This window comes from Salmonella sp. 741265055_HSA (genome assembly GCF_046569525.1).
In the GTDB taxonomy this organism is placed as follows: domain Bacteria; phylum Pseudomonadota; class Gammaproteobacteria; order Enterobacterales; family Enterobacteriaceae; genus Salmonella; species Salmonella enterica.
The window spans coordinates 48152-74583 of record NZ_JBKFSQ010000007.1; the positions used below are offsets into that span (position 1 = coordinate 48152).

Consider the following 26432-nt stretch of genomic DNA (forward strand, 5'->3'; position numbering starts at 1 on the left):
CGTAGCGCCCCCGGCAAAACGTAAACAATGAGTACATTAATGAGCGAAATGATTTACGGCATCCACGCAGTGCAGGCCCTGCTGGAGCGCGCCCCTGAACGTTTTCAGGAAGTCTTTATTTTAAAAGGCCGTGAAGATAAACGTCTGTTGCCGCTGATTCACGCCCTTGAGTCCCAGGGCGTGGTTATCCAGCTGGCAAACCGCCAATATCTCGACGAGAAAAGCGACGGTGCCGTGCATCAGGGCATTATCGCTCGCGTGAAACCAGGCCGGCAGTATCAGGAAAACGATCTGCCGGATCTGATCGCATTACACGATCGCCCTTTTTTGTTGATCCTCGATGGCGTCACCGATCCGCATAATCTTGGCGCCTGTCTGCGCAGCGCCGATGCCGCAGGCGTACATGCGGTAATCGTGCCGAAAGACCGCTCCGCGCAACTTAACGCGACGGCGAAGAAAGTCGCCTGCGGCGCAGCGGAAAGCGTGCCGTTGATCCGCGTCACCAACCTGGCGCGCACGATGCGCATGTTGCAGGAAGAGAATATCTGGATTGTCGGGACGGCGGGCGAGGCTGACCATACGCTGTATCAGAGCAAAATGCTTGGCCGCATGGCGCTGGTCATGGGCGCAGAAGGTGAAGGTATGCGTCGTCTGACCCGTGAGCACTGCGATGAGCTGATCAGCATTCCTATGGCCGGTAGCGTGTCGTCGCTGAATGTCTCTGTTGCGACCGGGGTTTGTCTGTTTGAAGCCGTTCGCCAGCGCACCTGACGCTAATAGTATTTTTTAAGAAAATAACCATCCATAATCGGATGGTTTTTTTTTATCTTTGGCTGGTAATATAAAAAGCAAAACCTACCCTGTAATTTCTTTTATTTATAAAAATGAGATAGAGATAAAAATATGGCATGGACTCCACGGACGCTGGCGGATGCATTAAACAACATCGCCGAATTATATATTGATATAGAAAATAATGAATCTTCATTAATAATAAAAATGAATGATTATGGTGATTTACCACTGACGGTTTTATTTACCTCGCAACAAATAGTTATCGAGACTTATATATGTCCGGTAAATACGATTAAAGATACCGCGGAATTTAATCTTTTCTTACTGAGAAATCAGAAGGTTTTACCGCTGTCTTCGGTCGGTATTACCCAGGTAAAACAGGAGGAATATTATGTCGCTTTTGGCGCGTTGTCGTTAAATTCGTCGCTTGCCGACGTGACGCTGGAAATCACCACGCTTGTAGAAAATGCGTTGGATATCGCTGAAATAACACAAGTCTATTCACAGGAATAATACAGGCGGCTTACATGGGAATTTTAAAAAGTTTGTTCACGTTAGGTAAATCATTCGTTGCTCAGGCAGAAGAAGCCATTGATGAAGCACAGGGTGTACGTATGCTGGAGCAGCATATTCGCGACGCAAAAGCCGAGCTGGATAAAGCGGGTAAATCCAGAGTGGATTTATTGGCGCGAGTGAAGCTAAGTCATGACAAGCTGAATGATTTACGTGAGCGTAAAGCCAGCCTTGAAACGCGGGCGTTGGCGGCAATGAGTAAGAATGTCGACGCCGCTTTACTCAACGAAGTGGCGGAAGAGATAGCCCGTCTGGAAAATGCCATTCTTGCCGAAGAACAGGTGCTGACTAATCTGGAAGCCTCTCGCGATGCGGTGGAAAAGGCAGTAACGGCGACAGGCCAGCGGATTGCGCAGTTTGAGCAGCAACTTGAAGTGGTTAAGGCGACAGAAGCCATGCAGCGCGCGCAGCAGGCGGTGACGACCTCGACCGTCGGAGCCGCGTCGAATGTGTCTACGGCGGCGGAGTCGCTTAAACGTTTACAAACGCGGCAGGCTGAGCGCCAGGCCCGGCTGGATGCCGCCGCGCAGCTGGAAAAAGTCGCCGATGGACGCGACCTGGACGAAAAACTGGCGCAGGCCGGTATTGGCGCAACCAACAAAAGCTGCGCCCAGGATGTGCTGGCGCGCTTGCAGCGTCAACAAGGCGAGTAATGCTCTTTACGTGGGTGGTCAAAACCTGCCAGCGGCATTTTTCCAGACTGACCTGGCTTGTTTATCGGGCAGTATCTGCTTTGTTATCGGTAGCGCGAAAGCGCGCTACCGTGCTGAGCTTCGTCGCTTTCATACGAGACGGCACATGAATGCGCGATCTCAAATGGCATTATGCTCAACGACAATCGCATTCTGGCTGAAGAGGTCGCATGGCAAGAGATAGAGGTCCCCTATGATGCAATTTTTTCAGCGTTTGCTCGGTAAAACAAGCGCGCCAGCGCCGATTCGCGGACCATTAGGATTACATCTTAACGCCGGTTTCACGCTGGATACGCTGGCATTCCGGCTACTGGAGTCGTCGTTGCTGGTGGAGCTACCGGGTGAAAAATACACTGTCGCGGCAGCGAGTCGCATAGATTTAGGCGGCGGTAGTCAGATTTTTCGCTACTACACCTCTGGCGATGAGTTTCTACAAATTAACACCACTGGCGGCACGGATGTTGACGACATTGATGACATCAAACTTTTTGTATATGAGGAAAGTTTCGGTATTAACGAGGAACGTCACTGGCGTTCAGCCATTGCGCCAGCGGCAATAGGGCCGATGACGCTCAACTGGCAAGAACGGCGCTGGCAGCGCTTTTTTAACCATGAAGAGCCGGGCAATATTGAACCTGTCTATATGCTGGAAAAGGTTGAAAATCAGCAGCCAGAGAAATGGGACGTTCACAATTTTACGATGGGCTTCCAGCGCCAGGTGACGGACGACGCCTGGGAGTATCTTTTATTGAACGGGGAAGAATCATTTAACGAGCGCGGTGAGCCTGAATGGGTGTTTTCACGCGCCCTCGGCGTGGATATCCCGCTCACTTCACTGACGGTTATTGGTTAAGCACATACAGGGAAATTATGCATATACTGGACGCATTACTGGCTTTCTGCGCCTATTTTTTTATTGGCGCGGCAATGGTCATTGCATTTCTTTTTATTTACTCAAAGATAACGCCGCATAATGAATGGCAGTTGATAAAAAATAACAATACTGCGGCATCGCTGGCCTTTAGCGGTACGTTGCTGGGCTATGTCATCCCCTTATCCAGCGCGGCGATAAACTCGGTCAGCATCCCGGACTATTTTGCCTGGGGCGGCATTGCGCTGGTGATTCAACTGCTGATTTATGGCTGCGTAAGGTTATACATGCCTACGCTGAGCGAAAAAATTATTCATCACAACGTGGCGGCGGGGCTATTTATGGGAACCGCAGCGCTGGCTGGCGGTATTTTTAACGCTGCCTGTATGACATGGTAACGGAAGATCATGGCAAAAAAACGAAAATCCAGAAGAACATCCGGCGTAGGCCATTCGGCAATAAGACGGATAGCCGAACCGGTTAATCCCTTTGAGCGGCAACGAAATCGCTACACGCCAAAATGCCTGACGCTGGCGATTATGGGCGGAGCGGCCTTTTTTCTCCTGAAAGGGTGCGGTGATGGCGGCAATACTGACAACGACGGCGATGGGACGTTTTACGCCACGGTGAACGACTGTATCGACGATGGCAATAGCGCCAGCGTTTGCGCTGACGGCTGGAATAACGCGAAAACAGAATTTTACGCGAATGTGCCTAAGCAATTGACGCAGGAGAGCTGTCAGTCGCAGTTTGGCGCTTGCTACTTTGATAGCATCGATCGGAGTTGGGTTCCGGTATTAAGCGGCTTTTTGCTCAGCCGCGCGATTCGCCAGAACCGTGACGAACAATACATCTATAGCAGCGGCGGTTCATCCTACGCCTCCCGTCCCGTTTGGCGCACTACGTCCGGCGACTATGCGTGGCGCAGCGGCACAGGGAAAAGCGATACCGCGACCAGCCCTGGTTATACGACACGGAAAGCGTCCACCGTCTCCCGCGGCGGCTATGGCCGTTCTTCCAGCGCCCGCGGGCACTGGGGAGGCTAACCATGCTACGACACAACGTACCGGTACGCCGGGATCTGGATAAGATCGCCTGCGATCACGGTTTTGACTTTCATGTTATCGATAACGAAATTTACTGGGATGAAAGCCGGGCCTACCGTTTTACATTACGGCAAATTGAAGAACAGATCGAAAAACCGACCGCAGAGCTTCATCAAATGTGTCTGGAGGTTGTCGAGCGGGCCGTCCGGGATGAGCAGATCATGCAGCAGTTGGCGATCCCGCCATTGTACTGGGATGTCATCGCCGAAAGTTGGCGCAGCCGCGATCCTTCGCTTTACGGGCGGATGGATTTCGTCTGGTGCGGCAAAGATCCGGTTAAATTGCTGGAATACAACGCGGATACGCCGACGTCGCTCTATGAGTCCTCCTACTTTCAATGGCTATGGCTGGAGGATGCCCGTCGTAGTGGCGCCATCCCGCGTGATGCCGATCAATACAACGCGATACAGGAGCGGCTGATCGCCCGCTTCAGCGAGCTGTACAGTCGGGAACCGCTCTACTTTTGCTGTTGTGAAGATACCGACGAAGATCGCACGACGGTGCTGTACCTTCAGGATTGCGCGCAGCAGGCGGGCCAGGAAACGCGATTTATCTATATTGAAGAACTGGGGCTTGGCGTAGGCGGCGTGCTGACCGATCTGGACGATAACGTGATTCGCCGCGCCTTTAAGCTCTACCCGCTGGAATGGATGATGCGCGACGACAACGGCCCGCTGTTGCGAAAACGGCGTGAGCAATGGATTGAGCCATTGTGGAAAAGTATTCTGAGTAACAAAGGGCTGTTGCCGTTATTGTGGCGCTTTTTCCCTGGCCATCCGAATCTTCTGCCGGCCTGGTTTGAGGGAGAAAAGTCGCTCGCAGCGCCAGGTGAAAGCAGCGTACGGAAGCCGATTTATTCACGTGAAGGCGGCAACGTCACGATTTTTGACGAGCGGCAAAATGTTATCGATCATGCCGACGGCGACTACGCTGACGAGCCGATGATTTACCAGGCGTTTCAGCCTTTGCCGCGCTTTGGCGATAGCTATACGCTGATTGGCAGTTGGATCATTGACGATGAAGCCTCCGGAATGGGGATTCGCGAGGACAATACGCTAATTACCAAAGATACTTCCCGTTTCGTCCCACATTATATTGCCGGTTAATCATACTTTTGTGATCTTGCTCCGGCGTCAATGGCGCGGTCATGACCATACTTGACTTCAGCGCCATTGAAGGAGGGAGACACCATGTCCTGGCAAACACATACCGTCTTTAATCAACCAGCTCCGCTCAATAACAGTAACTTATTCCTGTCTGATGGCGCGCTGTGTGAAGCGGTTTCCCGGGAAGGAGCGGGATGGGATAGCGATCTTCTCGCCAGCATTGGCCAACAACTGGGAACGGCGGAATCACTGGAACTGGGGCGTCTGGCGAACGCGTATCCTCCTGAGTTGCTGCGTTACGATCCCCAGGGACAGCGTCTGGATGACGTTCGCTTTCATCCCGCCTGGCACTTGTTGATGCAGGGGCTTTGCGCTAATCGGGTACATAACCTGGCCTGGGAGGACGAGGCAAGGGCGGGAAGTTTTGTCGCCCGGGCGGCGCGTTTTGTATTACATGCTCAGGTAGAAGCGGGGACACTCTGTCCTGTCACGATGACCTTTGCCGCGACGCCGTTGCTATTGCAGATGCTTCCCGCCACTTTCCATGACTGGCTGGCGCCGCTGCGCAGCGATCGTTACGATTCGCATTTGCTGCCGGGCGGGCAAAAACGGGGACTGCTTATCGGCATGGGAATGACGGAAAAGCAGGGCGGATCTGACGTACTCAGTAATACGACCCACGCGGAGCGGCTGGCGGATGATTCATATCGGCTGGTGGGACATAAATGGTTTTTCTCTGTGCCGCAAAGTGATGCGCACCTCGTGCTGGCGCAGGCAAAAGGAGGACTATCCTGTTTCTTTGTGCCGCGTTTCCTGCCAGACGGGCAACGGAACTCTGTTCGTCTTGAGCGCCTGAAAGATAAACTCGGTAATCGATCTAATGCCAGCGCCGAGGTCGAGTTTCAGGATACCGTCGGCTGGCGGCTGGGAGAAGAGGGCGAAGGGATTCGGCATATCTTAAAGATGGGCGGTATGACGCGTCTTGACTGCGCGCTCGGGAGTCATGGCTTAATGCGGCGTGCGTTTTCAGTCGCAATTTACCATGCTCATCAGCGTCAGGCTTTTGGTAAGCCGCTGATCGAACAACCGTTGATGCGACAAACCTTAAGTCGTATGGCGCTATGCCTGGAGGGGCAGACGGCGCTTTTGTTTCGGCTGGCGCGCGCCTGGGAGCAACGTCGCGAGGCGAAAGAGGCATTGTGGGCGCGATTATTCACGCCAGCGGCGAAATTCGCCATCTGTAAGCAGGGAATCCCTTTTGTGGCTGAGGCGATGGAGGTTCTCGGCGGGATGGGGTATTGCGAAGAGAGCGAACTCCCGCGCCTGTACCGTGAAATGCCGGTGAACAGTATCTGGGAAGGTTCCGGCAATATCATGTGTCTGGATGTACTGCGGGTGCTGATAAAACAACACGGCGTCTATGACGTATTGAGTGAAGCTTTTGCGGAAGTCAAAGGTCAGGATCGCCATTACGACCGCGCGGTACGTCAGCTACAGCAACGTTTACGCAAACCGGACGAAGCAATGGGCAGAGAGATTACGCAGCAGCTTTTCCTGCTGGGATGCGGAGCGGAAATGCTGCGTCATGCCTCGCCGCCGCTGGCGCAAGCGTGGTGTCAGATGATGCTGGATACACGCGGCGAAATGCCGCTGCCTGCCCAGGTGCAAAATGATTTACTGCTAAGGGCGACCGGGGGGCTGCGGTAACGTTTGGCCTGTAGTACATGCCATTCGGCGCGAGCCTCGCGGCATCAGGCATAGAGTATCGCCTGTACGCGCCAGTTATCCGACTGTTGTTCTTCATACATTTGAATAATTCTGTACCAGGACGCACCCTGTTCATCGGCTTTCAGGGCGATAATCCGCTCTACATCCTGTGGGTTTCCTGCAACATTACTGACCGAGATCAGGCCGATTTCATTCAGACCCGTTACACAGTCAGCACTGGCGAATTCGGCAGACTGTGCCGCCGTACTCACCAGTCCGGCAGAAAGCAACAGTGAGGATAAGGCAAGTTCTTGTTTCATCGTCAGCTCCTTATTACATACCCCGCATTTAACAGGACGCTCCATCACGGTAAACCTGTTTGTTTATTGTGCACAGGTAAACGCATAGGGGCGCAAAGCAATGTAAAACTGACTAAAAATCAATCTACTGTTATTGACGATACAAAATGGCTTGTGAATACCACTGGCCGGTTACAACCGTTTCATCAACCATTAAGATAACGTAATAATCGGCTTTCGCAGCGGCGGCTTTCGCTCTGATTTCATCTATTGCATCATCCGGGGAACCCCGAACCAGCGCGCTTACGGTCCCCATCCGCTGTAGTCCTTGCGTTTGATCGCGACGGATTTCCTGCGGGTGATCGGCGACAGGCGGTGCAGGTTGCGGCGTACCCTGCAGCACGCTACACGCGCTTAATAACAGTGCTGCTATCAATGAAGCAAACCGACGCATAACTCTATCTCGTTTCCTGATAATCATAGTGTAATGCCTTATTGATTTCCCTTTAGGGGGAATGTTCCCGAAGTGTTACCTGTCACGCGATTTTCGAATGAAAACGTTGTGAAAGCGTAACCCAGTTCTCAAACATTATGAATTATTGCGCTATCCATAAACTTGCGTTAAGTATTTCTCCGTGGCATACCGGATAAAAAGGAGAGAATAATGATAGCGATTGAAACACGACAATTAGCCGGAGGTGCCGTACTACATGCCTTCCCGGAAGGGAAACGCGCCGTGCCGCTTCCCTGTGTGGTGTTCTATCATGGCTTCACCTCCTCCAGCCTGGTTTATAGTTATTTTGCCGTTGCCCTGGCACAGGCAGGATTCCGGGTAGTCATGCCGGATGCGCCGGAGCATGGCGCTCGCTTCGGCGGCGACTCACAGGGACGGATATATCGATTCTGGCAGATTCTGCACCAAAACATGCAGGAATTTACGACGTTACGTGCGGCGATTCAGGCGGAAAACTGGCTACTTGACGGGCGGTTGGCGGTGGGCGGCGCATCCATGGGCGGTATGACGGCGCTGGGTATTATGACGCGTCACCGTGAGGTAAAATGCGGGGCCAGTTTAATGGGGTCGGGCTATTTTACCGGGCTCGCCCGGACGCTTTTCCCGCCGTTATCCCCGCAGAACCCGGCACAGCAGGAGGAATTCGACAATATCATCGCGCCGCTACGTGAATGGGAAGTCACACACCAGTTAGAGCGACTGGCCGACAGGCCGCTTCTGTTGTGGCATGGTCAGGAGGATGACGTGGTGCCTGCTATCGAAACCTTTCGGCTCCAGCAGGCACTCGCCGGGGCGAAGCTGGATAAGCATGTGACCTGTTTATGGGCCGCAGGCGTGCGGCATCGCATTACGCCAGAAGCGTTGTCGGCGACGGTAGCGTTTTTCCGACAGCATCTTTAAACGCGGAGTATGCTTACACCCTGGGCTTCAAGCTGTTGCAAAACCTGCGGATTGGCATTTTTGCCGGTAATCAGCATAGCGATCTGATCGGCGCGGCTGAACAGCATTCCCGCGCGCTCGCCAATTTTACTGCTATCGACCAGCGCGACCAGTTTCCCGACGACGCTGAGCATTTTTTGTTCCGCCATGGCGGTTAGCATATCGGTCTTGTACAGGCCATCCGCGGTTAAGCCCTTTCCGCTGGTAAACATCCAGTGGCCCGCATAGAGACTGTTTTCACTTCCCTGCGGGCTCAGGGTAATCGACTGGCTTTTGTTGTACTGACCCCCCATGATAATCACGCTTTCATGCTCTTGATCGATCAGATAATTCGCCAGCGGCAGATAGTTGGTAATGATCTGTACCGGCTTCCCGCACATTTCGCGCCCCAGCAGGAAAGCGGTGGAGCCGCAGTTAATCACTACGCTTTCACCCGGGTTTACCAGCTGCGACGCCGCTTTCGCGATGCGTACTTTTTCATCGTGGTTTTGCGCCTGGTGCAGATTCATCGGCGTCCAGCGGGGCCGCTGTTGGGTAATGGCCTCTGCGCCGTTGCGCACTTTTTTAAGTTTCCCGCTTTCGTCGAGCTTGTTGATGTCGCGGCGCGCTGTCGCCGGGGAGATCCCCAGACGCTCAATCACGTTTTCGACGGTAACAAAGCCCAACTGTGCCAGCATATCCAGCAGTATTTGATGTCTTTGTGCTTCAGTCATGAGCTATTCCGATACAAATTGATTTGAAAAGATGATATTTGAAATAGCCTGGAAATACTAAAGTAAATGGAAAAAATGCCGGGTAATCCCGGCATGATATCGACTCACAGGAAGGATTTGAACGGTAGATCGGGTTCAATGGTAAAGCAATCGTCAAACCCACGCGGATAGTGGTATTCGAAATTGTCTTTATCCAGCGGCCAGGTAAACTTGCCGCCAACCTGCCAGATAAACGGTTTAAAACCATACTTCAGGCGATCTTTCTTCATTTCCCATAGCACGCGGATCTCCTGCGGATCGGCCTGGAAGTTCGACCAGATATCGTGATGGAACGGGATCACCACTTTGGTATTCAGCGATTCCGCCATGCGTAAAATATCCGCGCTGGTCATTTTGTCCGTAATACCGCGCGGGTTTTCGCCATAAGAACCAAGCGCGACATCAATTTGATGTTCGTTGCCGTGTTTCGCGTAATAGTTGGAATAGTGAGAATCGCCGCTGTGATAGAGATTGCCGCCCGGCGTTTTAAACAGATAGTTAACCGCGCGTACATCCATGCCGTCCGGCAGTACGCCAGCGGCTTTCTGATCGGCGGGCAGGGTGATTAATGCGGTGCGGTCAAAGGCATCAAGCGCATGAATTTCAATATCTTTCACTTTCACGACATCGCCCGGTTTTACCACGATGCAGCGTTCTTTCGGCACGCCCCAGCCAACCCATAAATCCACGCAGGTCTGCGGGCCGATAAACGGAACATCATCGGCGCAATTCTGCATTACGGCAGCCGCGACATTGACGTCAATGTGATCGTTATGGTCGTGGGTCGCCAGTACGGCGTCAATCTGACGGATAGCGAAAGGATCGAGAACAAACGGCGTGGTGCGCAGGTTAGGCTGTAATTTTTTGACGCCAGCCATACGCTGCATCTGATGGCCGGTTTTCATCAACGGATTACCGTGGCTCTGTTTACCGGTACCGCACCAGAAATCGACGCATACGTTAGTGCCGCCTTCAGATTTTAGCCAGATACCGGTACAGCCCAGCCACCACATGGCGAACGTACCCGGCGCGACCTGCTCTTGTTCAATCTCTTCGTTCAGCCAGCTTCCCCACTCCGGAAACGTGCTCAGAATCCATGATTCACGCGTGATGCTTTGTACTTTACTCATCGCATTTACCTTCATGTTTGTTCAAAATGGTTCAAAACGTGATTTGTTTTGATTAATCCTGACACTATTTTCTCAAGAAGGCAATGGGCTATTTTTTGACTTTTTGGCAGGGGATAACGCAGTCAGGAGAAAATTTAATCTTGCCTGGCGTCATGGGGATGTGGTCATCTTTATGATTTTACTTATTTAATGAAAAAATGAGTTACCTATAAGTAAACCATGTATTAAGTGCGCTAATTATTTGCGCGCTACGTCACATTTAATCAAATTCAATCTTGTTGTGATTACTTTTGAAAATTACAGTGAAGGGACATTATCCTGAGCGCCTGTGACTCAGCAAACTCGTCTACCGGAGATCGTTATGGAGATCCTCTACAACATCTTTACCATTTTCTTTAATCAGGTAATGACCAATGCCCCGCTATTACTGGGTATTGTGACCTGCCTGGGCTATATCCTGCTGCGCAAAAGCGTCAGCGTGATCATCAAAGGGACGATCAAAACCATCATTGGCTTCATGCTGCTACAGGCCGGGTCCGGCATTCTGACCAGCACCTTTAAACCGGTGGTGGCGAAAATGTCTGAGGTCTACGGCATCAACGGCGCGATTTCCGATACCTATGCTTCGATGATGGCAACGATCGAACGGATGGGTGATGCGTATAGTTGGGTAGGCTACGCGGTGTTGCTCGCGCTGGCGCTGAATATTTGTTACGTCTTGTTGCGACGCATTACCGGTATTCGCACCATCATGTTGACCGGACACATCATGTTCCAGCAGGCGGGGCTGATTGCGGTCTCTTTCTATATCTTCGGCTATTCCATGTGGACCACCATTATCTGCACGGCGATACTGGTTTCCCTGTACTGGGGTATTACCTCCAACATGATGTACAAGCCGACTCAGGAAGTGACGGACGGCTGCGGTTTCTCTATTGGCCACCAGCAGCAATTTGCTTCCTGGATTGCCTATAAAGTCGCGCCGTTCCTGGGCAAAAAAGAGGAAAGTGTTGAAGATCTCAAACTGCCGGGCTGGCTGAACATTTTCCACGACAACATCGTCTCCACGGCGATTGTAATGACCATTTTCTTTGGTGCCATTCTGCTCTCCTTCGGTATCGATACCGTACAGGCGATGGCGGGTAAAACCCACTGGACAATCTATATCCTGCAAACCGGTTTCTCCTTTGCGGTGGCGATCTTCATCATCACCCAGGGCGTGCGTATGTTTGTGGCAGAACTCTCTGAGGCCTTTAACGGTATCTCCCAGCGTCTGATTCCGGGCGCAGTACTGGCGATTGACTGTGCGGCTATTTATAGCTTCGCGCCGAACGCGGTGGTCTGGGGCTTTATGTGGGGCACCATCGGCCAGTTGATTGCGGTTGGCATCCTGGTTGCCTGCGGCTCCTCGATCCTGATTATTCCTGGCTTTATCCCGATGTTCTTCTCTAACGCCACTATCGGCGTGTTCGCTAACCACTTCGGCGGCTGGCGTGCGGCGCTGAAGATTTGTCTGGTGATGGGCATGATCGAAATCTTTGGTTGCGTCTGGGCGGTGAAACTCACGGGGATGAGCGCCTGGATGGGTATGGCGGACTGGTCGATTCTGGCACCGCCGATGATGCAGGGCATCTTCTCCCTCGGCATCGCTTTTATGGCCGTCATCATTGTCATCGCACTGGTTTATATGATCTTCGCAGGACGCGCGCTGCGTGCTGAAGAGGATGCAGAAAAACAACTGGCAGAAGTTTCTGCTCAATAAGGAGTTTGGATTATGACCGTACGTATTCTGGCTGTATGTGGCAACGGGCAGGGCAGTTCCATGATCATGAAAATGAAAGTGGATCAGTTTTTAACCCAATCCAATATCGACCACACGGTAAACAGCTGCGCGGTAGGGGAATACAAAAGTGAGCTGAACGGCGCGGACATCATCATCGCTTCCACACACATTGCAGGCGAAATCAGCGTGACCGGCAACAAATATGTGGTTGGCGTGCGCAACATGCTGTCGCCTGCGGATTTTGGCCCGAAACTGCTGGAAGTGATCAAAGAACATTTCCCGCAAGACGTGAAGTAAGGATGCAACATGAAATTACGTGATTCACTGGCGGAGAATAATTCTATCCGCCTGCAGGCTGAAGCGAATACCTGGCAGGAAGCCGTCAAGATCGGCGTCGATTTACTGGTGGCTGCCGATGTGGTAGAGCCGCGCTATTACCAGGCCATTCTCGATGGCGTTGAGCAGTTTGGCCCCTATTTTGTGATTGCCCCAGGCCTGGCGATGCCGCATGGTCGCCCGGAAGAAGGGGTCAAGAAAACCGGTTTTTCTCTGGTGACCCTGAAAAAGCCGCTGGAGTTTAATCACGAAGATAACGACCCGGTCGATATTCTGATCACCATGGCGGCAGTAGACGCCAATACCCATCAGGAAGTGGGCATCATGCAGATCGTCAACCTGTTTGAAGATGAAGCCAATTTTGACCGTTTACGCGCCTGCCGCACCGAGCAGGAAGTCCTGGATTTAATTGACCGCACCAGTGCGGCGTCTTAAGAAGGAATTGAAAATGTCATTACCAATGTTGCAGGTCGCGCTGGACAACCAGACTATGGATAGCGCCTATGAAACCACCCGCCTGATTGCCGAAGAGGTGGATATTATTGAAGTGGGCACCATTCTGTGCGTGGGCGAAGGCGTGCGTGCCGTTCGCGACCTGAAAGCACTCTATCCGCACAAAATCGTGCTGGCGGACGCCAAAATTGCCGATGCCGGTAAAATCCTCTCCCGTATGTGTTTCGAAGCCAACGCGGACTGGGTGACCGTGATTTGCTGTGCGGATATCAACACTGCGAAAGGTGCGCTGGATGTGGCAAAAGAGTTCAACGGCGATGTGCAGATCGAGCTGACCGGTTACTGGACCTGGGAACAGGCGCAGCAGTGGCGTGATGCGGGCATTCAGCAAGTGGTTTATCACCGCAGCCGTGACGCGCAGGCCGCAGGCGTGGCGTGGGGTGAAGCGGATATTACCGCGATCAAACGGCTCTCCGATATGGGCTTTAAAGTGACTGTGACCGGCGGGCTGGCGCTGGAAGACCTGCCGCTGTTCAAAGGCATTCCGATCCATGTCTTTATCGCGGGGCGCAGCATTCGCGATGCCGAATCGCCGGTAGAAGCCGCACGGCAGTTCAAACGCTCCATTGCCCAACTGTGGGGCTAAGGAGCGGCTATGCTGTCGAAACAAATTCCGCTCGGCATCTATGAAAAAGCGCTCCCTGCCGGGGAGTGCTGGCTGGAGCGCCTGCGGCTGGCGAAAACGCTGGGTTTTGACTTCGTTGAAATGTCGGTGGACGAGACCGACGCCCGACTGGCGCGGCTCGACTGGAGTCGCGAGCAGCGCCTGGCGCTGGTGAGCGCGGTTGCTGAAACCGGCGTGCGCGTGCCGTCCATGTGTCTGAGCGCGCATCGTCGTTTTCCACTCGGTAGCGAAGATGACGCGGTACGGGCGCAGGGGCTGGAGATTATGCGTAAAGCGATTCAGTTTGCGCAGGACGTCGGGATTCGCGTCATTCAACTGGCGGGGTACGATGTTTACTATCAGCAGGCCAACGACGAAACGCGTTGCCGCTTTCGCGATGGGTTAAAAGAGAGCGTTGATATGGCCAGCCGCGCCCAGGTGACGCTGGCGATGGAAATCATGGACTACCCATTGATGAATTCCATCAGTAAAGCGCTGGGCTATGCTCACTACCTCAATAACCCGTGGTTCCAGCTCTATCCGGATATCGGCAATCTGTCTGCCTGGGATAACGACGTACAGATGGAGCTACAGGCGGGAATCGGGCATATCGTCGCGGTACACGTCAAAGATACTAAACCCGGCGTGTTCAAAAATGTGCCGTTTGGCGAAGGCGTTGTCGATTTCGAACGCTGCTTCGAAACGCTCAAACAGAGTGGCTATTGCGGGCCCTATCTGATTGAGATGTGGAGTGAAACAGCAGAGAACCCGGCGGCAGAGGTAGCGAAAGCGCGTGACTGGGTGAAAGCGCGCATGGCCAGCGCCGGTCTGGTGGAGGCAGCCTAATGCAAAATCTTAAGCAGCAGGTATTTGACGCTAACATGGATTTGCCCCGTTATGGACTGGTGACGTTTACCTGGGGCAATGTCAGCGCTATCGATCGCGAACGCGGGCTGGTGGTGATTAAGCCAAGCGGTGTCGCCTATGAAACCATGAAAGCGAGCGACATGGTTGTCGTGGATCTTGACGGTAACGTAGTGGAAGGGCAGTACCGTCCATCATCCGATACCGCCACTCATCTGGCGCTGTATCGTCGTTATCCATCTCTTGGTGGCATTGTGCATACCCACTCCACCCACGCCACGGCATGGGCGCAGGCGGGGATGGCTATTCCAGCGCTCGGTACCACGCACGCGGACTATTTCTTTGGCGATATTCCCTGTACCAGGGCGTTAAGCGAAGAAGAAGTGCAGGGCGAGTACGAGCTGAACACCGGTAAAGTGATCATCGAAACGCTGGGCGAGGTGGAACCGCTGCATACGCCAGGCATTGTCGTGTATCAACACGGGCCGTTCGCCTGGGGGAAAGATGCGCACGATGCAGTACATAACGCGGTCGTCATGGAGGAAGTGGCGCGAATGGCGTGGATTGCGCGCGGCATTAACCCGGCGCTGAATCCCATCGACGGTTATCTGATGAACAAGCACTTCATGCGTAAGCATGGTCCAAACGCCTATTACGGGCAAAAGTAAAACACGCGCTGCGGAAATTTCCTTCTTCGGGAGATAACTGGTCTAATTCCGCAGCCGTTTTTCAAAAAAAGCCCCCTGAGAAGGGGGCAAAGCAAACTTTGGCAATGTTTCGTTGGTTATACCTGGTGCTAGCGATAAATATCTGCGCTGGCGTGCATGTTGCCGTTACTTCCCGGTTCCCGCATCAGAATCACGTGGTAGTACGTTGCGCCCTGCGCATCTGTCTCTTCATTTAATGCCTGACGTGCTTCACTCTCAGTGGCGAAGTTATGATTGATATAAATCACGCCTAAGCTTTGCACATCATCCATATTTCTGGCCTGGTGATTATTAATTTCAATGGCTGCCCATTGCAGTTGTTCAAAAAAACACCGCAATGGAATGTGATGAACTTCAAATCAGCGTGTTAGTACGATTTGGTGAAAGATGAGATTTATTTGTCGGCTGGCCTTGAGTTTAGTGGGGTATGTCAGTACTATAACGCGTCATTTTTCAGCCGACCTTTAACACGTTCCTTGCCTCCATGGGCCGCGGCTGACCCAGACAGGAGGCTGAATAATCCGTAAGGAGCAATTCGATGCGTCATTACGAAATCGTTTTTATGGTCCATCCTGACCAGAGCGAACAGGTTCCGGGCATGATCGAGCGTTACTCTGCCGCCATCACTGGCGCAGAAGGCAAGATCCACCGTCTGGAAGACTGGGGCCGCCGTCAGCTGGCTTACCCGATCAACAAACTGCACAAAGCGCACTACGTTCTGATGAACGTTGAAGCGCCGCAGGAAGTGATCGATGAGCTGGAAACTACCTTCCGCTTCAACGATGCCGTTATCCGCAGCATGGTTATGCGTACTAAGCACGCTGTTACCGAAGCCTCTCCGATGGTTAAAGCGAAAGACGAGCGCCGTGAGCGTCGCGATGATTTCGCTAACGAAACCGCAGATGATGCTGAAGCTGGGGATTCTGAAGAGTAATTTCTGATGACCAACCGTCTGGCGTTGTCCGGCACCGTGTGCAGGGCCCCCCTTCGAAAGGTCAGTCCATCAGGAATTCCGCATTGCCAGTTCGTGCTTGAGCATCGTTCTGTGCAAGAGGAAGCCGGCTTTCACCGGCAGGCGTGGTGCCAAATGCCCGTTATTGTTAGCGGACACGAAAACCAGGCCATTACTCACAGTATAACGGTCGGCAGCCGCATAACCGTTCAGGGGTTTATTTCTTGCCACAAGGCAAAGAACGGTCTGAGCAAAATGGTTCTGCATGCCGAGCAGATTGAATTGATAGATTCTGGAGACTAGCCATATGGCACGTTATTTCCGTCGTCGCAAGTTCTGCCGTTTCACCGCGGAAGGCGTTCAAGAGATCGACTATAAAGATATCGCTACGCTGAAAAACTACATCACCGAAAGCGGTAAGATTGTCCCAAGCCGTATCACCGGTACCCGTGCAAAATACCAGCGTCAGCTGGCTCGCGCTATCAAACGCGCTCGCTACCTGTCTCTGCTGCCGTACACTGATCGCCATCAGTAATCGGTCACGGTCCATTAATACGACTTTGAGAGGATAAGGTAATGCAAGTTATTCTGCTTGATAAAGTAGCAAACCTGGGTAGCCTGGGTGATCAGGTTAACGTTAAAGCGGGCTATGCTCGTAACTTCCTGGTACCACAGGGTAAAGCTGTTCCGGCTACCAAGAAAAACGTTGAATACTTCGAAGCACGTCGCGCTGAACTGGAAGCTAAACTGGCTGACGTTCTGGCTGCTGCAAATGCACGCGCAGAGAAAATCAACGCCCTGGAAACCGTTACTATCGCGTCTAAAGCAGGCGACGAAGGTAAACTGTTCGGTTCCATCGGTACTCGCGACATCGCTGACGCTGTGACTGCAGCTGGCGTTGACGTGGCTAAGAGCGAAGTTCGTCTGCCGAACGGCGTTCTGCGTACCACTGGCGAACACGAAGTGAACTTCCAGGTTCACAGCGAAGTATTCGCAAAAGTTATCATCAACGTGGTTGCTGAGTAATCAGTCATTCTCGTTTTTGCTAGCAACGAAACGTCGGCCCAGCGCCGGCGTTTTGCTTTTTTAACCCCATCGCTTTTCGACTGGCTATCTCCCCTCTTTTCGCGATAATCAAAAATAAAACATTATTTTAATTTCTTGGTGAAAGAATGGATACCCAACGCCAGGCCTCCCCGTTTGCCCGCAAAAACGTCGTTTATGTGTGTGCCGCATTTTGTTGCCTGCTATGGGGCGGCGCTTATTCTTTCTGCGGCCACGTTGTATGGCAAACGTCTCTCGCAGACGGTCGATCCGATGGTCATGACTGGCTATCAATTGGGGATTGGCGGTCTGGTACTGGTCATTGGCGGTTACGTTTTTGGCGGTACGCTGACGATACATGGCTTCTCGTCGGTAGCGATTTTAGTCTACCTGACGCTGCTCTCGTCGGTCGCTTTTGCGCTATGGAGCATTTTACTCAAATATAACCGCGTGGGGATGATTGCGCCGTTTAACTTTCTGATCCCGGTTTTCGGCGCGGCTCTTTCGGCTATTTTTCTCGGCGAGAATATTCTGGAGTGGAAATATGCGCTGGCGCTGGTGTGTTCGGGGATCTGGTGGGTAAATCAGGTGAAGCGGTAATGCTTCACCTGAACGAATAGGGTATAGGCGGGATAAGGCGCAGCCGGCGTTACTGTGCGCGAATAAAACTGCCGTCAGGCTGACGCGTAAACAGCACCTGTTGACCGTTATCGCCATCTATCGTTAAACCTGTCACCACCCCGCTGTCATTCTGGCGAATTTTAATCATTTGACCATTTTTGAGATTACTCAGCGGATTGCCAGCGCCTTCTACCTGCGCCATTGCATAAACGTCTGTCGGGGGCAGTCCGTGGTCACGGAACAGTTGCGCCAGAGTTTTACCAGGCTCTACCCGGTACGAGCGCCACTGTTGACCGATGCCGCTATCCTGCTGGAAAGGCTGCGTTTGCGGTTGGCTTTGTTCTTCCGGCTGGCCTTCCTGGATAGGTTCCGGCGCAACGGGCGCCACCTGATCCGGATCGTTTTGCGGCGCGACCAGCTGCGCCTGAAGCTGGGCCTCCGTCGGCGGCTGTGATTGCGATTGCAGATCCAATTGCGCTTCTCGCGTGACGACAGGCGAGTCGCTGGTCTCGCTGGCGGGCAGCAGGAAACCGATCACCAGCACGATAGCGGCAATGATAATGCCACGACGATGCATAGGCGGCAGCGGTTCCATGATGCGAAAATTATCCGGCGCGTGCCAGATTTTCGCCAGGGTTGGTTTTAATTCAAAGCGCCCGGGCATGGTTTACCTCCTGCTCCGCATCTCGTTCCTTAATCATAGAGTATAGATGGCTAACGCTATGATACTGGTAGTGCTATCCGCTTTCGTGACATCAATACGGATAATCTATTGTTTCTTTTTCCCTGCGATTTGTCATCCTCCCTGAGACAAAGTTTTACCAGAAGAAGCGTGGCTGTTATGCTGCCCGCTACTTTTTTGATATCCGATGAAGGAAAAATAATGGCCACCCCGACTTTTGACACTATTGAAGCGCAAGCGAGCTACGGCATTGGTTTGCAGGTAGGGCAGCAGCTCAGCGAATCCGGTCTTGAAGGGCTGTTGCCTGAAGCGCTGGTTGCAGGCATTGCTGATGCGCTGGAAGGTAAACACCCGGCGGTTCCTGTTGATGTGGTGCATCGTGCGCTGCGTGAAATTCATGAGCGTGCGGACGCGGTGCGTCGTGAGCGTTTCAAAGCAATGGCGGCCGAAGGCGTGAAATACCTGGAAGAAAACCGCGAAAAAGACGGTGTGAACAGTACTGAATCTGGTTTACAGTTCCGCGTTCTGACGCAGGGCGAAGGCGCGATTCCGGCGCGTACCGACCGCGTACGCGTGCATTACACCGGTAAGCTTATTGATGGCACCGTATTTGACAGCTCCGTCGCGCGCGGCGAACCGGCTGAATTCCCGGTAAATGGCGTGATCGCCGGCTGGATTGAAGCGCTGACTCTGATGCCGGTAGGTTCCAAATGGGAACTGACTATCCCACAGGAGCTGGCCTATGGTGAGCGTGGGGCCGGGGCATCTATTCCGCCATTCAGCACCCTGGTGTTTGAGGTGGAACTGCTGGAAATTCTGTAAGCGCCCCGGGTTTGCCGGATGACGGCGTAAACGTCTTATCCGGCAACCCTGACTTCAGTAGATGCCAATATTTTATTTTGCAAATGGCGTCGTTACGTGTATTTTTGTGAGCTAATTCGCATTATCAAAGTGATATAACACTCATTTTAAACATAAAATTAACATTGTATTTGAATCTTAGTATTCATCCCGCCGATTCTTACCTAATATCGATGAGTCCTGATAACAGGATCGTCGTATCATAGACCAAAGGCCGTAGAGCCCGCACAACACAGACAGGTACAGGAAGAAAAACATGGTAGATCAGGTAAAAGTCGCAGCCGACGAACAGGCTCCGGCTGAACAGTCGCTACGGCGCAATCTTACAAACCGTCATATACAGCTTATCGCTATTGGCGGCGCTATTGGTACCGGTCTGTTTATGGGATCGGGTAAAACGATCAGTCTCGCCGGACCGTCGATCATTTTTGTGTATATGATCATCGGTTTTATGCTTTTTTTCGTGATGCGCGCCATGGGGGAATTGCTGCTCTCGAATCTGGAATATAAATCGTTTAGCGATTTTGCTTCCGACCTGCTTGGCCCCTGGGCGGGATATTTCACCGGCTGGACGTACTGGTTTTGCTGGGTAGTGACCGGTATGGCGGACGTGGTGGCGATTACCGCCTACGCGCAGTTCTGGTTTCCCGGCCTTTCCGATTGGGTCGCCTCGCTGGCGGTAGTGATCCTGCTGCTAAGCCTCAACCTCGCCACCGTTAAAATGTTTGGTGAAATGGAATTTTGGTTTGCTATGGTCAAAATCGTCGCCATCGTGGCGTTGATTGTGGTCGGGCTGGTGATGATTGCGATGCACTTTAAATCGCCGACCGGCGTTGAAGCGTCTTTCGCGCATCTGTGGAATGACGGCGGCTGGTTCCCGAAAGGCATTAGCGGGTTCTTTGCCGGTTTCCAGATTGCGGTATTCGCCTTCGTGGGCATTGAGCTGGTCGGTACTACCGCTGCAGAAACTAAAGATCCGGAAAAATCGCTGCCGCGCGCGATTAACTCAATACCGATCCGTATCATCATGTTCTACGTCTTTGCGCTGATTGTCATTATGTCGGTGACGCCGTGGAGTTCCGTGGTGCCGGATAAGAGCCCGTTCGTTGAGCTGTTTGTACTGGTGGGTCTGCCTGCCGCCGCGAGCGTGATCAACTTTGTCGTATTGACCTCGGCGGCGTCTTCCGCCAACAGCGGCGTCTTCTCGACCAGCCGTATGCTGTTTGGCCTGGCGCAAGAAGGCGTGGCGCCAAAAGCGTTCGCTAAGCTATCGAAACGCGCGGTACCGGCGAAAGGCCTGACCTTCTCCTGTATCTGCCTGCTGGGCGGCGTGGTTATGCTGATGGTCAACCCGAGCGTGATTGGCGCATTCACCATGATCACTACGGTTTCGGCCATCCTGTTTATGTTTGTCTGGACCATCATTCTGTGTTCATACCTGGTGTACCGCAAAAAGCGTCCCCACTTGCATGAAAAATCCATCTATAAGATGCCGCTCGGTAAGCTGATGTGCTGGGTCTGTATGGCGTTCTTTGCGTTCGTGCTGGTATTACTGACGCTGGAAGACGATACGCGCCAGGCGCTGATCGTGACGCCGCTGTGGTTTATCGCGTTGGGTCTGGGCTGGCTGTTGATAGGTAAGAAACGGATGGCGGGAATGCGTTAATTGTTTTGCCCGGTGGCGCTGGCGCTTACCGGGCTTACAGCGTAGCGTTGATTTGGAGGCCGGATAAGGCGCCGTTTACAGCCGCCATCCGGCAAAATGCCCGGCTGGCGATTATTCCCCGGCCAGCGCGCGTGGGAACAGCACGTTATTCTCCAGGCTGATGTGCTCCATCAGATCATCAATCATCTCATTAATGCCGTTATACATCGCTTTCCAGGTGGTACACGCTTCTGGCGGCGGCGTTACATTTTGGGTGACGTGTTTGATGACGTCTACCAGCTCTCCCGCCTCGTCATGCTCGCTTTCCATTACGCTTATCGGGCCCGTTGCCTGGCGACCCATACCCTGTTTGATCATGGGGAACAGGATCTGTTCTTCTTTCATCATATGGCTGGAAAGCTCTTCATGCAGCGCGGTGAGATATTTTGTCAGGCCGCGTGGGACGTTTGGCTTATCCGCGTGGACGCGTTCCACTTTGGTTGCCTGCAGGATAAGCTCCGGCAGTTGCTCGCGGTGTCGGTCATGATAGCGCACAACGATATGGTCAATAATGTCTGCCAGCGGAACGGCGCGCCAGTCTTTTTCGATGGGCTGTTCAGCCAACTGCGCCAGTTGCGCTTCAATGATGTCAATATCGACGTCGTGACGCGCGGCGGCGCGCGCCAGCGTCTGTTTTCCGCCGCAGCAGTAATCCATATCGTACTGGCGAAACAGCGCCGATGCGCGGGGAATAGAGAGCGCCAGTTCGCCTAAAGGTTGATCGCGATAAGCCATAGCCGTTACCTCATTTGCAATAATATAAGTTGTATTTTAAATACATCTTTAAGGCAAGGCTATAACTCTTTCGGGGTGCGTATAATTTAAGCGAGTATGAAATTAGCGTTCCGTGACCGGAACGACGGTCGCTTTTTCCGGTTTCGCTCTCACGGCAATGACCACGCCCGCCACCAGGAGCGCAATGCCGCTTAACGTCAGGAATGGCGGGATTTCCTGGCGCAGAATGAAGGTATAGAGCAGTCCCGCCAACGTCTCAAAAACAATCAGCGGCCCTAAAATAACGGTTGGCAATTTTTGGCTGGCGATATTCCAGCACAGCGCGCCCACCCAGGAACACAGCACTGCGATGGCGATCATCAGACCGATAAACAGCGCGGGATGCGGGCCAAAGGGCAGGGTAAACAACGGTTTCTGGATACTCAGCCACAGACAGACCGCCGCATAGCCGATTAACGAGACCGGCAGCGTAACCAGCGCCTGCGCCGTTGCCCACATCATGGGATGTTTGTCGGGATTTTCCCGCAGCCAGCGGGCGTTGCGCAGCGCATACCATGCCCAGCACGCTACGGAAATCAGCGCCAGCACAATGCCTGAACCATAGCGCCAGCCGCTAACATCGGATAATCCCTGACTAAGTTCAGCAATATTGACGCACAGCAGGCCAAAACCGATAAGCGCCAGCGCGGGCGCTAAACGCCGCCAGGATAATCTGCCGTCTCGTTGGCTATAGAGAACGTTAGCGAAAAGCGGAATGACGACCGGCAATGTCCCGATGATCATCGTCGAAACCGGCGCGCCGGTTCGCTGAATGGCGCTGGCGAGGCAGGCGTAATAGATTACATTGCCCATCAGAGTCAGCGACAGGGCGGTGGACCAGTCTTTGCGCGTCAACTGGCGTAACCGTGTACGGCCTAACCAGGCAATCGGCAGGGCAATCAGCCCCAGCGCCAGATAGCGTCCCATTGACTGTAAGAGGGCCGGGTAATCCGGCACGATTAACGGGCCGACGAAAATCAATCCCCACATTAGCCCTGCCAGCAGGGCGTATAGCACGCCGCTAATCATCAGATTCTCCTCATAAACCGTTCTGTCATTATCAGAGAAGGTCTATGAGGATGCCACATAAATTAACTAAATTTTAACACTTACAGTACGGAGCGAAGGCTTTCTGTGAGCGTCGTCGTCGGGCGACCGATGAGTTTACGCAGCGTATGGCTGTCATCAAACAGGCCGCCTTTCGCCGCGCCAGCGTCAGAATTGGCCAACATATCCGCCAGTCCGTCAGGCAGGCCTGCGCCTTTCAGCGCGGCGGCAAAATCGACTTCGCTCAGGTTCTGGTAGACGATTTTTTTTCCGCTCTGATGAGTAAGTTCATCCGCCAACTGGCTTAATGTCCAGGCGTCATCACCCGCCAGCTCGTAGACATTCCCGGCGTGACCCTCTTCACGGATGACGCGCGCGGCGGCGGCGGCATAGTCAGCGCGCATTGCGGAGGCGATTTTCCCTTCTCCCGCCGCGCCAATAAAGACGCCATGCTTCAGCGCGGCAGGGACGCTCGCGAGGTAGTTTTCCGTATACCAGCCGTTACGTAATAGCGTGTGAGGAATACCTGACTCAGCCAGCATCTTTTCCGTTTCAATATGTTCATCGGCGAGCGCCAGCGGCGATTTATCCGCATGTAGCAGGCTGGTATAGGCGATGAATTTCACCTTCGCGGCAATGGCGGCCTGAATGACGTTGCGGTGCTGCGCGGTGCGTTGTCCCACTTCGCTGGATGAAATGAGCAGCAGTTTATCAACGCCCTGTAAGGCGGTGGTCAGCGCAGCTTCGTTAGCGTAATCCGCCTGGCGAACGGCGATCCCGCGCTGACTGAGCGGGGCGGCTTTTTTCGGGTTACGGACGATCGCGACGAGGTGACTGGCGGGCGTCGTTTTTAGCAGGTTTTCAATAACGTGTTGGCCCAGTTGGCCCGTTGCGCCGGTGATAGCAATCATGGTGAACTCCTCAGTGTTGGTCTTGTGTTTTATTACGCTACCACCTAAACTTACTTTTAGTAAGTACGTACAAAAAGGTAAGTATCAATGCGCGCTCATACTCTTTCCCGGCAGTTGCGTGAAGGCAATCTCTTTGCTGAACAGTGCCCGTCCCGTGAGGTGTTAAAGCATGTCACCAGTCGCTGGGGCGTACTGATTCTGGTCGCGTTACGCGACGGTACACACCGTTTTAGCGACCTGCGCCGCAAGATGGGAGGCGTGAGTGAAAAGATGCTGGCGCAGTCGTTACAGGCGCTTGAACAGGACGGATTTCTTAACCGGGTGTCATATCCAGTTGTTCCGCCGCATGTGGAGTACAGCCTGACGCCGCTTGGCGAGCAGGTGAGTGATAAAGTCGCTGCGCTGGCGGACTGGATAGAACTGAATTTGCCGCAGGTATTGGCGCAGCGGGAGCGTTTATCAGATGACGGCTAGCGCTTTATTCGGCCTGCCAGTCAGGCCGAATAAACGCAGCGCCATACGGGACACACGTTACTTGCTCAAATTCACCTGATAAATGGCAAAACCAATATCATCGACGGCAACCTTCTTCATCGGATACTGCCCTTTCGCTTTAATGAAGGCAGCGGCTTTATCGCCTGGCGATGTTTCAAAGCGGATATCCAGCGCCGTATCGCTGTGGATTGGCGCCAGACGCCAGTTATTATCCGCCGCCGGATGGATTTCGCCCGTGCGTTTTGACTCTGCGCCAATCCATGCCGCCAGCACGGCGCGATTTTCATCCGGAGACGCAAAGGCGATATGGCTGTCGCCCGTGCCGGCAAACTTGCCGCCGTAAGCGCGATAGTTATTCGTGGCGACCAGGAACGTAGCGTTCGGGTCGACAGGCTTACCGTTAAAGGTCAGGTTTTTAATACGTTCCGCCTGCGGATTCACCATCTGGCATTCGCCATCATAGCGGGCGGGCTGTGACACATCGATTTGATAATTCACGCCGTCAATGACATCGAAATTATAGGTGCGAAAGCCATCCCAATTGATCAACGATTGCGGTTTGTTGCTGTGAATATCAATTTGATTAAATTGTCCGGCAGAACATTCCAGCCACTCTTTTACCTCCTTGCCGCTGGCTTTCACCACCACCAGCGTATTCGGATAGAGATAAAGATCGGCGGCGTTACGGAAGGTCAACTGGCCTTTTTCCACTTCGACAAAACTGGCAGGATCGTTCTTACGCCCGCCAACTTTAAACGGCGCGGCGGCGGACAGCACCGGCAGTTTCGCCAGATCCGGATCGCCCTGAATAAAGTGTTCCACATACGCTTTTTGCGCGTTATTCACCACCTGTACGGTAGGATCGTCCTGCACCAGAGCAAGATAACTGTACATGTTATCGGCAGACTTGCCGATGGGCTTGCTGACAAACTCGCGGGTGGCATCGTGATCGGCTTTCAGAATATCGACCAGCTTACGGTCTTCCGCTGCCAGCGACTTTTTAGCGGCGGCGTCGTAAATAGGCCGCGCTTCCGCTTTCGCCTGCGTAACCTGCCATTTGCCGCTGTCGTTATTGAGCACCAGATCGACCACTCCCAGATGGTCGCCCCACATGCCAGGCATTACCGCAGGAATGCCGTTAAGCGTACCTTTGGCGATATCCGCGCCTTTGATGTCGGCAAAATCTTTACCGGGGAAGACGGCGTGGGCGTGGCCAAACATAATCGCGTCGACGCCAGGAACTTCGCTGAGGTAATAAACCGAGTTTTCCGCCATGCTGTGGTACGGATCGGCAGAAAGGCCTGAGTGAGCAATGACTACCACGATATCAGCGCCTTTCTCGCGCATTTCGGGCACATATTTCCGGGCGGTTTCCGTAATGTCATTGACGGTAACTTTGCCGCTCAGGTTCGCTTTATCCCAAATCATGATTTGCGGCGGAACAAAGCCGATATAGCCGATTTTCAGAGTTTGCGGGTTGCCGTCTTTATCAATAACGCTCGTCTCTTTAATCAGATAAGGCGTAAAGCGCGGCTTTTGGGTTTTAACGTCGATAATATTGGCGTTAACATAAGGGAATTTCGCGCCAGCCAGCGCGTTATGCAGATAGTCCAGACCATAATTAAACTCATGGTTGCCGAGGTTTCCAACCGCGTAATCCAGAGTGTTGAGCGCTTTATAGACCGGGTGAACATCACCGTCTTTGAGCCCTTTTGCCGCCATATAATCGCCCAGAGGGCTCCCCTGAATCAGGTCGCCGTTATCCACCAGCACGCTGTTTTTGACTTCATTTCGGGCGGCATGAATCAAACTTGCGGTACGTACCAATCCGAATTTTTCGGTTGCGGTATCCTTGTAATAATCGAAATCCATCATGTTGCTATGTAAATCAGTAGTTTCCATGATACGGAGATCGACGGTGGCCGCATTCACGCTGGCGGCGATCAGCGTAGCCAGAAGCGTTGCACTAAACTTAATCATCAGAGGCACCTTTTAAGAACGCAATAGAAAAGCCGGATAGTGAAAAATAGCGATGATAAACAGTGAAAC

Annotated in this window: 31 protein-coding genes and 3 pseudogenes; 24 read left to right on the forward strand and 10 right to left on the reverse strand. The window is 52.9% G+C overall.

Annotated elements, in window-relative coordinates; all coding sequences use genetic code 11:
- The first annotated feature begins 39 nt into the window (after nucleotides 1-39).
- From rlmB to ACLD4K_RS05880, 9 genes and pseudogenes are all read left to right on the forward strand, one after another.
- Nucleotides 40-771: a 23S rRNA (guanosine(2251)-2'-O)-methyltransferase RlmB gene (gene rlmB / locus ACLD4K_RS05840; protein ID WP_411011527.1), complete on the forward strand. Its 732-nt coding sequence runs from the start codon at nucleotides 40-42 to the stop codon at nucleotides 769-771.
- Nucleotides 772-903: 132 nt separating this feature from the next.
- Complete coding sequence (locus ACLD4K_RS05845; protein WP_411011528.1) at nucleotides 904-1308, forward strand: YjfI family protein; 405 nt, start codon at nucleotides 904-906, stop codon at nucleotides 1306-1308.
- Nucleotides 1309-1322: 14 nt separating this feature from the next.
- A complete protein-coding gene (locus ACLD4K_RS05850) occupies nucleotides 1323-2021 on the forward strand; it encodes a PspA/IM30 family protein (RefSeq protein ID WP_023195857.1) in 699 nt (232 codons plus the stop codon).
- A pseudogene (locus ACLD4K_RS05855) lies at nucleotides 2021-2108 on the forward strand (hypothetical protein); the annotation flags it as partial. The gene ACLD4K_RS05850 and the pseudogene ACLD4K_RS05855, both read left to right, overlap by 1 nt.
- A gap of 122 nt (nucleotides 2109-2230) precedes the next feature.
- Nucleotides 2231-2913: pseudogene (locus tag ACLD4K_RS05860) on the forward strand (YjfK family protein).
- Between the two features lie 17 nt (nucleotides 2914-2930).
- Nucleotides 2931-3329, forward strand: coding sequence for a DUF350 domain-containing protein (locus ACLD4K_RS05865; protein ID WP_000547736.1), 399 nt, complete (start codon nucleotides 2931-2933; stop codon nucleotides 3327-3329).
- 9 nt (nucleotides 3330-3338) lie between these two features.
- Nucleotides 3339-3977: a DUF1190 domain-containing protein gene (locus ACLD4K_RS05870; RefSeq protein WP_411011529.1), complete on the forward strand. Its 639-nt coding sequence runs from the start codon at nucleotides 3339-3341 to the stop codon at nucleotides 3975-3977.
- Between the two features lie 2 nt (nucleotides 3978-3979).
- Complete coding sequence (locus ACLD4K_RS05875) at nucleotides 3980-5143, forward strand: glutathionylspermidine synthase family protein (RefSeq protein WP_000943948.1); 1164 nt, start codon at nucleotides 3980-3982, stop codon at nucleotides 5141-5143.
- Nucleotides 5144-5227: 84 nt separating this feature from the next.
- The gene (locus ACLD4K_RS05880) at nucleotides 5228-6850 is read left to right on the forward strand and encodes an isovaleryl-CoA dehydrogenase (protein WP_411011530.1); all 1623 of its coding nucleotides are present in this window, start codon (nucleotides 5228-5230) and stop codon (nucleotides 6848-6850) included.
- A 44-nt stretch (nucleotides 6851-6894) separates the two neighbouring features.
- Here ACLD4K_RS05880 and yjfN read toward each other — a convergent pair whose 3' ends face one another.
- Both yjfN and bsmA read right to left on the reverse strand, forming a co-directional pair.
- The gene (gene yjfN, locus ACLD4K_RS05885; protein ID WP_411011531.1) at nucleotides 6895-7170 is read right to left on the reverse strand and encodes a DUF1471 family protease activator YjfN; all 276 of its coding nucleotides are present in this window, start codon (nucleotides 7168-7170) and stop codon (nucleotides 6895-6897) included.
- 130 nt (nucleotides 7171-7300) lie between these two features.
- Complete coding sequence (gene bsmA / locus ACLD4K_RS05890) at nucleotides 7301-7630, reverse strand: biofilm peroxide resistance protein BsmA (RefSeq protein WP_000586835.1); 330 nt, start codon at nucleotides 7628-7630, stop codon at nucleotides 7301-7303.
- Nucleotides 7631-7813: 183 nt separating this feature from the next.
- Here bsmA and yjfP point away from each other — a divergent pair, with 183 nt between their 5' ends.
- Complete coding sequence (gene yjfP, locus ACLD4K_RS05895; RefSeq protein WP_411011532.1) at nucleotides 7814-8563, forward strand: esterase; 750 nt, start codon at nucleotides 7814-7816, stop codon at nucleotides 8561-8563.
- On the opposite strand, the gene ulaR is transcribed toward yjfP, so the two are convergent.
- Both ulaR and ulaG read right to left on the reverse strand, forming a co-directional pair.
- A complete protein-coding gene (gene ulaR / locus ACLD4K_RS05900; protein ID WP_000133620.1) occupies nucleotides 8560-9315 on the reverse strand; it encodes an HTH-type transcriptional regulator UlaR in 756 nt (251 codons plus the stop codon). The two genes, yjfP and ulaR, sit on opposite strands and share 4 nt — an antisense overlap.
- A 104-nt stretch (nucleotides 9316-9419) precedes the next feature.
- A complete protein-coding gene (gene ulaG, locus ACLD4K_RS05905; protein ID WP_000049161.1) occupies nucleotides 9420-10484 on the reverse strand; it encodes an L-ascorbate 6-phosphate lactonase in 1065 nt (354 codons plus the stop codon).
- Nucleotides 10485-10845: 361 nt separating this feature from the next.
- Between ulaG and ulaA the strand changes: the two genes are divergently transcribed.
- The 6 genes from ulaA to ACLD4K_RS05935 are packed head-to-tail and all read left to right on the forward strand — an operon-like array spanning nucleotide 10846 to nucleotide 15252.
- Nucleotides 10846-12246 carry a PTS ascorbate transporter subunit IIC gene (ulaA, locus tag ACLD4K_RS05910; protein WP_183059473.1) on the forward strand — a complete coding sequence of 467 codons (1401 nt, stop codon included), beginning with the start codon at nucleotides 10846-10848 and terminating at the stop codon, nucleotides 12244-12246.
- A gap of 12 nt (nucleotides 12247-12258) precedes the next feature.
- Nucleotides 12259-12564 (forward strand): PTS ascorbate transporter subunit IIB, encoded by a 306-nt coding sequence (gene ulaB / locus ACLD4K_RS05915; RefSeq protein WP_108476136.1) that lies wholly within the window; start codon nucleotides 12259-12261, stop codon nucleotides 12562-12564.
- Nucleotides 12565-12573: 9 nt separating this feature from the next.
- Nucleotides 12574-13038, forward strand: coding sequence for a PTS ascorbate transporter subunit IIA (gene ulaC, locus ACLD4K_RS05920; protein ID WP_183059432.1), 465 nt, complete (start codon nucleotides 12574-12576; stop codon nucleotides 13036-13038).
- A 13-nt stretch (nucleotides 13039-13051) separates the two neighbouring features.
- Nucleotides 13052-13702: a 3-keto-L-gulonate-6-phosphate decarboxylase UlaD gene (gene ulaD / locus ACLD4K_RS05925; RefSeq protein WP_000056761.1), complete on the forward strand. Its 651-nt coding sequence runs from the start codon at nucleotides 13052-13054 to the stop codon at nucleotides 13700-13702.
- Between the two features lie 9 nt (nucleotides 13703-13711).
- A complete protein-coding gene (gene ulaE / locus ACLD4K_RS05930; RefSeq protein WP_000949530.1) occupies nucleotides 13712-14566 on the forward strand; it encodes an L-ribulose-5-phosphate 3-epimerase UlaE in 855 nt (284 codons plus the stop codon).
- On the forward strand, nucleotides 14566-15252 hold the full coding sequence (locus ACLD4K_RS05935) for an L-ribulose-5-phosphate 4-epimerase (protein ID WP_183059435.1): 687 nt from the start codon (nucleotides 14566-14568) through the stop codon (nucleotides 15250-15252). The genes ulaE and ACLD4K_RS05935 overlap by 1 nt, the downstream gene beginning before the upstream one ends.
- A gap of 128 nt (nucleotides 15253-15380) precedes the next feature.
- Here the strand turns inward: ACLD4K_RS05935 and ACLD4K_RS05940 are convergent, their stop codons facing one another.
- Nucleotides 15381-15635 (reverse strand): DUF1471 domain-containing protein, encoded by a 255-nt coding sequence (locus ACLD4K_RS05940; RefSeq protein ID WP_183059474.1) that lies wholly within the window; start codon nucleotides 15633-15635, stop codon nucleotides 15381-15383.
- A gap of 194 nt (nucleotides 15636-15829) precedes the next feature.
- On the opposite strand from ACLD4K_RS05940, the gene rpsF reads away from it, so the two are divergent.
- The 5 genes and pseudogenes from rpsF to ACLD4K_RS05965 form a co-directional block, all read left to right on the forward strand.
- Complete coding sequence (gene rpsF, locus ACLD4K_RS05945) at nucleotides 15830-16225, forward strand: 30S ribosomal protein S6 (protein ID WP_001216673.1); 396 nt, start codon at nucleotides 15830-15832, stop codon at nucleotides 16223-16225.
- 6 nt (nucleotides 16226-16231) lie between these two features.
- Nucleotides 16232-16546: a primosomal replication protein N gene (gene priB / locus ACLD4K_RS05950; protein WP_001519453.1), complete on the forward strand. Its 315-nt coding sequence runs from the start codon at nucleotides 16232-16234 to the stop codon at nucleotides 16544-16546.
- A 4-nt stretch (nucleotides 16547-16550) separates the two neighbouring features.
- Nucleotides 16551-16778 carry a 30S ribosomal protein S18 gene (gene rpsR / locus ACLD4K_RS05955; protein WP_000135199.1) on the forward strand — a complete coding sequence of 76 codons (228 nt, stop codon included), beginning with the start codon at nucleotides 16551-16553 and terminating at the stop codon, nucleotides 16776-16778.
- 41 nt (nucleotides 16779-16819) lie between these two features.
- On the forward strand, nucleotides 16820-17269 hold the full coding sequence (rplI, locus tag ACLD4K_RS05960) for a 50S ribosomal protein L9 (RefSeq protein ID WP_001196065.1): 450 nt from the start codon (nucleotides 16820-16822) through the stop codon (nucleotides 17267-17269).
- Nucleotides 17270-17497: 228 nt separating this feature from the next.
- Nucleotides 17498-17887: pseudogene (locus ACLD4K_RS05965) on the forward strand (EamA family transporter); the annotation flags it as partial.
- A 49-nt stretch (nucleotides 17888-17936) separates the two neighbouring features.
- On the opposite strand, the gene ACLD4K_RS05970 reads toward ACLD4K_RS05965, so the two are convergent.
- On the reverse strand, nucleotides 17937-18572 hold the full coding sequence (locus ACLD4K_RS05970; protein ID WP_183059436.1) for an OapA family protein: 636 nt from the start codon (nucleotides 18570-18572) through the stop codon (nucleotides 17937-17939).
- Nucleotides 18573-18791: 219 nt separating this feature from the next.
- On the opposite strand from ACLD4K_RS05970, the gene fklB reads away from it, so the two are divergent.
- Nucleotides 18792-19412, forward strand: coding sequence for an FKBP-type peptidyl-prolyl cis-trans isomerase (gene fklB / locus ACLD4K_RS05975; protein WP_000235161.1), 621 nt, complete (start codon nucleotides 18792-18794; stop codon nucleotides 19410-19412).
- Nucleotides 19413-19707: 295 nt separating this feature from the next.
- A complete protein-coding gene (gene cycA, locus ACLD4K_RS05980; RefSeq protein ID WP_000228322.1) occupies nucleotides 19708-21117 on the forward strand; it encodes a D-serine/D-alanine/glycine transporter in 1410 nt (469 codons plus the stop codon).
- Between the two features lie 111 nt (nucleotides 21118-21228).
- Here cycA and ytfE read toward each other — a convergent pair whose 3' ends face one another.
- The 3 genes from ytfE to ACLD4K_RS05995 form a co-directional block, all read right to left on the reverse strand.
- On the reverse strand, nucleotides 21229-21891 hold the full coding sequence (gene ytfE / locus ACLD4K_RS05985) for an iron-sulfur cluster repair protein YtfE (RefSeq protein WP_000331471.1): 663 nt from the start codon (nucleotides 21889-21891) through the stop codon (nucleotides 21229-21231).
- Between the two features lie 102 nt (nucleotides 21892-21993).
- Nucleotides 21994-22959 (reverse strand): DMT family transporter, encoded by a 966-nt coding sequence (locus ACLD4K_RS05990; protein WP_000623290.1) that lies wholly within the window; start codon nucleotides 22957-22959, stop codon nucleotides 21994-21996.
- Between the two features lie 80 nt (nucleotides 22960-23039).
- Nucleotides 23040-23888: an SDR family oxidoreductase gene (locus ACLD4K_RS05995; RefSeq protein WP_000560616.1), complete on the reverse strand. Its 849-nt coding sequence runs from the start codon at nucleotides 23886-23888 to the stop codon at nucleotides 23040-23042.
- An 87-nt stretch (nucleotides 23889-23975) separates the two neighbouring features.
- Here ACLD4K_RS05995 and ACLD4K_RS06000 point away from each other — a divergent pair, with 87 nt between their 5' ends.
- Nucleotides 23976-24362 carry a winged helix-turn-helix transcriptional regulator gene (locus tag ACLD4K_RS06000; RefSeq protein ID WP_001201296.1) on the forward strand — a complete coding sequence of 129 codons (387 nt, stop codon included), beginning with the start codon at nucleotides 23976-23978 and terminating at the stop codon, nucleotides 24360-24362.
- A gap of 57 nt (nucleotides 24363-24419) precedes the next feature.
- Here ACLD4K_RS06000 and ACLD4K_RS06005 read toward each other — a convergent pair whose 3' ends face one another.
- Nucleotides 24420-26363, reverse strand: a complete 1944-nt coding sequence (locus ACLD4K_RS06005; protein ID WP_411011533.1) for a bifunctional 2',3'-cyclic-nucleotide 2'-phosphodiesterase/3'-nucleotidase — start codon at nucleotides 26361-26363, stop codon at nucleotides 24420-24422.
- Nucleotides 26364-26432: the final 69 nt, after the last annotated feature.